This window comes from Actinophytocola sediminis, from assembly GCF_054779715.1.
This window is the reverse complement of the sequence record NZ_BAAGXS010000014.1, coordinates 23,059-30,560: the sequence shown is the minus strand read 5'-3', so window position 1 is coordinate 30,560 and position 7,502 is coordinate 23,059. Positions and strand designations below refer to the sequence as shown.

Below are 7,502 nucleotides of genomic sequence, written 5' to 3'. Positions count from 1 at the left end.
CCATCCGCTACGAACGCAAAGCCAGCCACTTCCTCGCATCCCTCACCCTCGCCGCAGCCATCACCTGCTTCAAACGACTCCGACAACTCCCCACATGAGACACGGTCTTAGCCAGAACAGGGACGAACATGCTAGCGACAGGTAGACCACCAGCACGATCGGGTCCAGCCGCGAGTCAGACGGTGAGTTGGTTTGGGCGGTTGCGGTCTTCAGCTACCAATTCCTTGATTCACCAGGTCGGTAGGCGGTATCCGTCGCTGTGGTCGAACTGCCATTCTTCGGCGAACTTCTGTCGGGCGTCAGCTGTCCGGACGGCCCGGAAACTGGGATCAGCGGCAAGGATTGTGACCAATTCGGCATGGCGTGGTTTGAGTTGTTCGAGGCATCCAGCTACGTGCTCCTGTAGTAGCTCGCTGGCGGTGCGGATGACGCTGTGAATCTGCCACCGGCTGTCAGGTTGCTCGCTGAGGTGGGCGAGAGCGGGTTGAGAACGGAGCATTCATAGCGCAGTCAAGTCAGGCCTCGCTGTCGCTTGGCACGGTGTCCTCAGACCCGTATAGGACCAGTCATCACGAGACTCATGATCGAGAGCCAGGACGGTAAGAAAGCCGCCATGCCCCATCTGGCCCCCACACAAGACTGAAGCCCCACTTCTCGCGAGGAGGAATGAGGCTTCTGACCAGCGAAAACATGCTGGTGGGCGATACTGGGATTGAACCAGTGACCCCTACCGTGTCAACGTAGATCAACAAGTGCTCTGACCTGCAGAAACATGACTCCTGCAGGTCAGCAAACGTCGGTTCAGAGCGGTTGAGTGCGGTCGACTGTCGTTCGATGGCCTATTCGGCTCCCAGTTTGCTCCCACGGGCCGCTCCTATGTGCTCCTTGGGAACCGGGTTTGTGGTCGCTCTGCGGCACGAGCGGATGTTCAGTGTGCCGGCACTTATGTGCGGTGGTCGGTTATTGCAGGTCATCCCAGGACCAAGGAGTGGCGGCGGTACCGTCTGGTTCCCGTCCGAACTGGAATTGATCTTGGTTATCCACGAGTTCGTGGCTTACGAAGTAGTAGAAGCCGTAGGCGGTGAGTCGTTGTGTCAGCGTTGTGATGAGTTCGTCGGCTCCCATTGCTCGCAGTTGCTGCAGGAGTAGGTCGACTCCATCTGATTGGACGGGTGTGGCCCGCCCGGCGACGCGGATGGCCAGTTGGGTGGCCTGGTGTTCCTGCCCGAGGTCGTGCAGCTCGCTGATCAGCCACGCCACTGCCTCGAGGTTCTCGAGTGCGGCATGTGCGGCAGGGTCACGCGCGATCAGTCGGGCGACTTGGTCTGTTTCTCCGAGTTCGCGCAGCGTCCCTAACAGCCATGCCACAGCGCCGGGGTTGTCGAGGGCGGCGTGCGTCGCAGGGTCACGCCTGACCAGGTCGGCGATGCACTCGTCGGCCCCGACCTTGCCCAGAGCGGATATCAACCATGCCACGGCATCTGGTTCGTTCAGTGCGGCTTGGGCGGCCAAGCGTTCGGCGAACTGGGCCGCGTGCTCGTCGGCCCCGGCGTGGTGTAACGCCAGAAGTAGCCGTCCCGCACCTGAGAGATCGTCTATGGCGATGGTCGTCGCCGCGCGTTCAGCCAGGTGGGTGAACTGCTCGTTGGCTCCGATCGCCCGCGCCGCGTGCAGTAGCCGGGCCACTCCGTCGGGTTGGTGGCTCGTGGGATGTGTGAGGGCGCGTCTGAGTAGTTCGACGCTCTGTTTGGCGGCGCCGATTCCGCCCAGTGTCTCAATGAGCGCCGCTACCCTCCAGGGGCCTGCCGCCAGTGGATCTTGTTCCCAGGGCTCATCGAGGAGAACGTGAGCTGCTGGGTCTCGCCTGAGGAGTTCATTGATCCTGTGTCTGGCTCCCATCGTGTGCAGTATCAGCAGCAGACGACGAAGTCCCAGAGCGTCTTCGAGGGGTGTATGGGCGACTGCCCGTCGTGTCAGTTCATCGACCTGCTCGTCGATATCCGCGTCTGCTTCGTTGTCGTGCAGCATCTTCAGGATGTGTGCCGTGCGGCCAGGGTCGTCGAAGGTGTCATCTGCCGTTAGGCGTCGCGCCAGTTCGTCGACCTGTTCGTAGGCGTCAAGCTCATGGAGTTCCTCCAAGAACTTCGCGACATCAACTGTGTTGTCGAGAGCGACATGCGTGGCAGGGCTTCGCCTGAGTACCTCGTTGATCTGTTCGTCGGCCCCCACCGTGCGCAGTGTCCGCAGCAGCCGGCGGACGTCCGCGGGGTCGAGGAGTGGGCAACCCGCAGCCGCACGTCGGGCCAGTTCGCGGATCTGTTCCTCGGCGCCGACGTGGTGCAGCACGGTTAAGCGTGTCGCCGCGTCGCCCGCGTCACCGATGCTGTCGCCCACGGCACGCTTCGCCATTGCTGCGACCTGCTGGTCCGCTCGGATCGCGGGCACCGCGCGCAGCAATCTCTCCATCGTGTCCAGGTCGTGCTCGGTGGCGGCCATCGCCCACCGTGCAGGGCGAGGATCGGAGGGATCAAGATCGTGAAGGTCGGCGACGAGTCCAGGTATCACATCGAGGTGGCCGTGGTCGATGACGTTCTTGCGAAGCTGCGCGGCTTCTCGATAGTGCCCGCGCATCGATGCGGCGATTCCGAGGTCCTCGAGGTCGCCGGGGTGTGCATGGGCTGCGGCCGCGGTCCAGAATCCGGTTGGCGGCATCGAGTCGACTCGGTGTCTGCGGCCGTGCTGGTCCAAGCAATCGTCCAACCGGACGACATCGCCTGGTGGCCGGCCGGGGATCACCGGTGGGCGCTGCAGGGCACAGGCGCCCGCAGTGGCAAGCGGAGTGGTGAGGGTTCGCAAGGCTTTGGTGAACCAGTCCGGATGCGTGAGGTAGCTGCGTTGGTCGTGCTCGTCGAGATAGGCGGGGGCAGCGTCGCGAAGTAAGGCGTCCGGCAGCCATTCGCGTAGTCCGAGCCTGCGCGCGTCCATGGCAGCGTGCAACACGGCGACGTCAGTGGTGGCGGCGATCGTGGTGAGTTCGAGCAGCGCGGGGACACCAGCCATATGCTGGGTCAGCGGCACTCGAACGGCTCGGCCCGGTCCACCGGCCGCGGTGTCGGCGATGGTGATCGCGGCGCGCACGCGGGTGTCGGTGCTGGCGCGGGCAGCGGTGAGTTCGTCGCCGGTGAAGACATTCGGCACGGGAATGACGTGGTTCGCGAGTAGGGCGCGGGCGTGGCTGTAGCGGTCCGGCGCGCCGCCACTGCTTCGGGTGATCTGGGCGTAGTAGTCAGGCCAGAGTGTGCCCAACAGCAGCACCGGGCCGCGGGCAGAGTCGGCCACCAGCGCGCGGAGCCCGGCGGCGATGGCCGTCGCCGTGCGCTCACCGGGTTCGATGAGGTAGCGCTGGGCCTCGTTGAGCCAGAGCACCGTGCGCGGACCGACCTCGGCGAGTTCGGCGAGGAATCTCCCGGCAGGAAGGCCGGATCGGGACGGCCAGACCCGCCACCCGGCCTCGGCCAGGCTCCGCGCGTTTCTCCCTGCTGCGGGGAGAACCGGGTGGTGCAGGACTTCGTACAAGGCGCGTGTCTTGCCCGAGGTCGAGTCGCTGACCAGTACCGCGACGGCGGAACGCGGAGCATCCTGGTCCATGGCGGCGGCGGCCCGTTCACGCAGAATCCTGTCGTGCTCGCGGGAGATATAGGCGGGTAGTGACCCTGTGTCACCCGGCCCCTGCGGCAGAGTCAGACGGACTTCCAAGTCCTCGGCCAGAGTGTCGGCGACGAGCCGTCCAAGCGGCGCGGCGGGTTCTGTGATGCGATCGTGCTGATGCGGTACGGGCTCAGCCGACTCGCCGGTGTTTGCGGAAGAGGGACCGGTATCCGGTGCGTAGGGGTGGTCGGGCCGGCTGATCCAGGCTGTGGTCGAGGTTCCCCTGGCCACGACCACGGTCGGTTGGAAGGTCCTGGCGTCTGTGTGATGGCTGTGTCGCACCACTTCTTCGAAGAACCACTCGGAGGTGATCAGGGCGAGCACGCCGGGCGACTCAGCGAGGGCGTTCTTCAACGACGTGGCATCGAGCAGGCGGAACGCGTGAATGATCGATGTAGCCGTGACGCCGTGCTCGTCGTAGGCGACTTCGCCGGCGTGCAGAGCCATCCGTAGCCGGATTCGTTCCTCGGCCGGGTGAGAGGCGTTATGGTCGAGCAGGCGCGCGACCAGTGCATGCGGTACGAGGTCGACGAACAGTGCTTTGGGCATATCAGCAGGGGCAAGGATGAATATGCCGTCACCGCGGTCCTCGCGGTAACACCGCGCCCAGGAGACCCCAGCTTCGCCAAACGCCTGCTGAACAGCCTGGTACAGCGCCTCGCGAACGGCGATCTGATGCCGGTTTGTCCGTTGGTGACCACTGAACTGTTCGACGTCGACCAGAATAATGGTCCGGTGCACATCGGGTTCCTGGTACCGCATCGCGTCCCTTCGTAGCGTCACGTCAAAACTTGGTTCAGTTCACAGACAGTCGGTAAGGGGTGAGCCGATCCACCACGCGACGAGGACGACGGACACCATATCGCGATCTCGTGTCGGACATCTGAAACCGAGCCCAGCCGCAGCAGGTCCAGCACTAGCGAGCGCACACCGGGCGACCGGTTCGCCGCCATCACGAGACCGTGATCTCCCTGTACTCCGACTCGACCGGGCACGCGAGACCTCCTCACGATCGGCAGAAGTCAACATCCGGACCTGAGGGCGGTTTGCGTCTCGGGCGTCGTGTCCACGGTGGCCGAGTCGATCACGTGAATCGCGCCCGTGTTCTGCGGACAGTGGTGTCCCCGGTGTTCCGGACAGTTACCGGCGGGTCCAGAACACCGGGGTCGGTGGTGAGCGGCGTCGGTCAGAGCAGGGCGAGGAACTGATCGTCGCTAGGCCGAGCTGCTGTGCCTTGGTGAGCTTGCTGCGGGGTGGAGGACCCTGCGCCGACGATGAGCAGGTCGGTGTCCTTGCTGACCGAGCCGGTGACGGGTCGCGCCGAGTTGGATGGCTGCGTCGTGGACCTCGGTGCGGCGCAGGCCGGGCACGGTTCCGGTGATCACGACGGTCTTGCCCGCGAGAGATGTGGCGGTGGGCGGCTGCTCGACTTCGGTGGTGATGCCTGCGGCGACGAGGCGGCCTAGGACATCAGTGTTGGCGCGGAGGCCGGCGTGGATCGCGCGGGCCTTCTCACAGCGGACGCCGTCGATGGCGGCCAGTTCCTCGATGGTGGCCGCTCGGAGGTTGTCGAGCGTCCGGAAGCTAGACGTCGTAGTGCAGAACCTACCGACCACGATGGAACACAAGTTCTCCTCTCGGAGTTGCCTAAATCGGACTGGTGGCGCGCGTTGTTCCCCGACAGCCCGCCCACGTAGCTCGGGAGCCGGGCCGAGTGTGCCCGGCCCACCGGATTTCGCGCGTGGTCAGGGCGCGGTCATGCGCAGGAGATGCCGGCGGGCTTACTCGATGTCGCCCTGCAGTTGTTGGTCTCGACGAATGTGGCCACCATACTGCCAGTCGTGGAGATCACCGCGAATATGCTCGCACTCGCCACGACTGGTGTCGCTGCTCTAACAGTGTTGGTGACGTTCTGGAACGGGCGCAAGGCGGCGATGACACAGCTGCGCGTGGCTCAGTTGACCACAGGGACGCAGTTGAGACTCGCCAGAGAGGAGCGAAGCTGGAAGGCTCGGGCCGAGGTCTACGTGGATGTCCTGTGGTGGACTGAGTGGTGGCGGCTGCGGTTCGCTTCCCCGGAGGCCGATCAGCAGAGCATGGCCGACTGGCCGGAGTACCGAGACCACGGCCGGGCACCCGACTGGCAGGAGCTGGTGCGAGCCCGCGTCAACGCGTTCGGAACCCTCGAAGCCCGCCGGGCATTTGGATCATGTGTTGCCGCGTTCGTGGACGCCGAGGCCGCCTACGACATGATCTACAGTCGAAGCGTGACGAAGCAGTCCGCCGACGCCAACAAGAAGGCGCGCGATGGCTTACCGGCACTGGTGACCGACGCGGTCACGCGTTCCCGGGCGTTGGACGACATATTGCGCGAAGAGCTTCAACGTCATGAAACAGATCCAGATTGATCAAACATGCGGTCGTGACGACATTAGTCAGGGCCGCGGGCAACCTTCGCCTTCTGCGACATTGCAAATTCTGGCAAGGCTGAAGTCGGCCTGCATTAGGTCTGCGACGCGATCACGCACCGAAAGCAACTGATGATCCCATAGAAACTGTCATTCACCGGATAATAGGACATTATGCGTTAGGCTGATCCACAACTAAGTGGTGGGAATTGGAAGTTCTTCGGGGTCGTCCAGATTTCAGGTGGGGTTTTTGAGGTAGAGGCCGTGGGCGCAGTCGAGGGCTTCTTCGAGGCTGCAGGTGGGGAACCCGCTGGGCAATGCCGCGATTGGTCTTGCGGCCCGTCAGGTCTGTAGTGCTGGGCTTTTGAAGACCTGGCGGGTGTGCCAGTTGATGTGTGCGGCGGTGGGTGGTGTGGTGCCGGGGCGGGGCTGTAGTTGTCGTTTGTGGAGCTCGTAGACGGTCTGACCGGCGGTGGTGCGGCTGGTGAAGCTCGCTGACACGGTGATGCGCAGGCCTTCGCCGGGCTCGGGGTGCAGGCCAAGGGCGCCGTGGTCGAACAGCTTGTGGTGCAGTGAGCAGAGCGCTAGGCCGTTGTCTGGGGAGTCGGGGCCGTCGAAGTTGAACCAGCGGATGTGTGCTGCCTCGATGCCGACGGTGGTCGCTCCGAGTTGGCCGTCGAAGCCGCAGAAGGCGCACTGTCGGTTCCAGGCGGTGAGGATGGCGGCACTCCAGGAACGCTGCCGTTTCCGAGGTGCGGTGACCTGTTCGGGGGAGGTGAGGACGGTGTCGGGATCGAGGCCGACCGCGAGTAGTACGTCTGGTGCGATGGTTGGTGGGAACTCGGCCTCGACCAGTTGTCGGGCCGCCGCGGAGGCGGTTTTGGGGTCGCGTAGGGCGTTCTCGAGCGGGGGTGCGAGTTGCCCGACGACCCGGGTTGCTGTGAGGGGTTGGACGCGGTCCATGGGCACGTCTCGGTCGAGGGTCCAGATCTTGTCCGAGCGCAGCCGTGTGAACGGGTAGGCCGCGCGTTGCGCCGGTGTCGAGGAGGACGGTGGGCCGAAGTCCCGGATCAGGTCCGCCAGTCGCTGAGCCGCCGTGGTCCAGGTGAACGCGCTTGAGCCCGTTGCCGCAAGCTGCCCGAGTGCGAACAGCACCAACAACGGTTTGTGTGGTGATCGCTGTCCCTGCCGCTGATGCTGCCGCAATGACGCGAGGCAGGCCAGTACCTCAGCCCTGGACATCAACTCAGTCGCCATGGCGGCAATCATGGCCGATCTCTGCTGTGTCCGGTAACACTGGGCAGTGGCGTCAACCGCACTGGGGCCGTTGTTCTACCGGGAGGTAGCACCACCTTGAGTGGAGGAGCCACGAGCGTGGGCAGCGGG

General features: G+C 64.4%; 4 protein-coding genes and 1 pseudogene. 3 read left to right on the top strand and 2 right to left on the bottom strand.

Annotation, left to right across the window (positions count from 1 at the left end):
* Window positions 1–98: pseudogene (locus ACYVIP_RS08235) on the top strand (IS5/IS1182 family transposase); the annotation flags it as partial.
* 862 nt (window positions 99–960) lie between these two features.
* Here ACYVIP_RS08235 and ACYVIP_RS08230 read toward each other — a convergent pair.
* A complete protein-coding gene (locus tag ACYVIP_RS08230) occupies window positions 961–4,470 on the bottom strand; it encodes a hypothetical protein (protein WP_460393756.1) in 3,510 nt (1,169 codons plus the stop codon).
* Between the two features lie 524 nt (window positions 4,471–4,994).
* Between ACYVIP_RS08230 and ACYVIP_RS08225 the strand changes: the two genes are divergently transcribed.
* Together ACYVIP_RS08225 and ACYVIP_RS08220 are read left to right on the top strand one after the other, a co-directional pair.
* The gene (locus tag ACYVIP_RS08225; RefSeq protein ID WP_460393754.1) at window positions 4,995–5,174 is read left to right on the top strand and encodes a hypothetical protein; all 180 of its coding nucleotides are present in this window, start codon (window positions 4,995–4,997) and stop codon (window positions 5,172–5,174) included.
* 375 nt (window positions 5,175–5,549) lie between these two features.
* Window positions 5,550–6,116 carry a hypothetical protein gene (locus tag ACYVIP_RS08220; protein WP_460393752.1) on the top strand — a complete coding sequence of 189 codons (567 nt, stop codon included), beginning with the start codon at window positions 5,550–5,552 and terminating at the stop codon, window positions 6,114–6,116.
* Between the two features lie 342 nt (window positions 6,117–6,458).
* On the opposite strand, the gene ACYVIP_RS08215 is transcribed toward ACYVIP_RS08220, so the two are convergent.
* On the bottom strand, window positions 6,459–7,373 hold the full coding sequence (locus ACYVIP_RS08215; RefSeq protein WP_460393750.1) for a phosphorothioated DNA-binding restriction endonuclease: 915 nt from the start codon (window positions 7,371–7,373) through the stop codon (window positions 6,459–6,461).
* Window positions 7,374–7,502 lie beyond the last annotated feature (129 nt).